This window comes from Gordonia sp. 852002-50816_SCH5313054-c (assembly GCF_001665925.1).
In the GTDB taxonomy this organism is placed as follows: domain Bacteria; phylum Actinomycetota; class Actinomycetes; order Mycobacteriales; family Mycobacteriaceae; genus Gordonia; species Gordonia jacobaea.
In genome coordinates this window covers 1-1418 of record NZ_LZTE01000016.1, presented here as the reverse complement: position 1 = coordinate 1418, position 1418 = coordinate 1, and the positions used below count along the sequence as shown (strand labels likewise).

The window sequence follows — 1418 nt, the reverse complement described above, 5'->3', positions numbered from 1 at the left end:
GAGATATTGTCAAGACCTGTGGATGAGCGGTTTTCAGGCGGCCTCCTGGGTGCCTGAGGTGGCGTCGGGTTCGACGAGTTTGCCTTTCTCGAAGGTGGCGCCATCACGGACCAGTTTCACCAGATGTGGTGCGTTGACCGCCCGCCATTTCGACTGCGCGGCCTCGATCAGTTTGTAGGCCATCGCGATGCCGGCCGCGCGGGATCCGGGGCCTTTGGTGACTTTGGTCCGTAGCCGCACGGTCGCGAACGTCGACTCGATCGGATTGGTGGTCCGCAGATGAATCCAATGCTCAGCGGGATACCGATAGAACTCCAGGAGCACGTCGGTGTCGTCGACGATCTTGGCCACGGCTTTCGGATACTTGGCACCGTAGGTCTTCTCGAATGCAGCGATGGCTTGACGGGCATGCTGTTCGTCTTCGGCGTTGTAGATTTCCTGCATCGCTTTGATAGCGTTGGGGTGTGCCGATTTCGGCAGTGCCGCAAGCACATTGGCTTGCTTATGAAACCAGCAGCGTTGTTCCCGGCTCTCGGGGAACACCTCGCGGACCCCGGCCCAGAACCCGAGCGCGCCGTCCCCGACCGCCAGGGTCGGGGACGGCATGCCACGGCGTTTACAGCTGCGCAGCAGATCGGCCCACGACTCGGTCGATTCCCGGTAGCCGTCAGCGAGCGCGATCAACTCCTTGCGGCCGTCGGCGCGGACGCCGATCATGACCAACAGACACAGCTTCTCCTGCTCCAGGCGCACCTTGAGGTGGATGCCGTCGACCCACACGTACACATAGTCGGCGGTGATGTCGCGGTCGGCGAAGGCTGCGGCTTCTTTCTGCCACTGGGCAGTGAGTCGGCTGATGGTGGCCGCCGACAACCCAGCGCCGGAACCGAGGAACTGCTCGAGTGCCGGCCCGAAATCGCCGGTGGACAGTCCATGCAGGTACAGCAGCGGCAGGACCGCGGAGATCTCCGGGCTTTTGCGTGCCCACGCCGGCAGAATCTTCGACGAGAACCTCTGCCGCTCACCGGTGTCTGGGTCGACGCGCTTGTCGTTGACCCGCGGTGCCTTCACCGCAACCGCACCCGCAGCGGTCATCACCTCCCGCTCGTTGTGGGAGCCGTTACGCACCACCAGACGGTGCCCGTTCTCATCGACCTGGTCGGTGAACTGGTCGATGTAGGCGGCGACCTCGGCGCGCAATGCCGCGGCGAGCATCTGCCGAGCACCGTCTCGGACGATCTGATCGAGGATGGAGCGGTCCTCGCCAGCCGGGTTGGAACCTTCGTTGGAGTTGACTACCGTGAGCACGAGGCGTGCCTTTCCGCCAGCGCTGCAACGCTGACTTGATCAAGTGACTACCAGGATCATATTTACGGGAAGGCACGCCCTCCCTGATCCACAGGTCTTGATCATTCCTC

The 1418-nt window shown here is 62.9% G+C and carries 1 protein-coding gene; it reads right to left on the bottom strand.

The window, feature by feature from the left end; genetic code table 11:
* Nucleotides 1-33: 33 nt before the first annotated feature.
* Nucleotides 34-1308, bottom strand: a complete 1275-nt coding sequence (locus A5788_RS01120; protein ID WP_003946207.1) for an IS256 family transposase — start codon at nt 1306-1308, stop codon at nt 34-36.
* Nucleotides 1309-1418 lie beyond the last annotated feature (110 nt).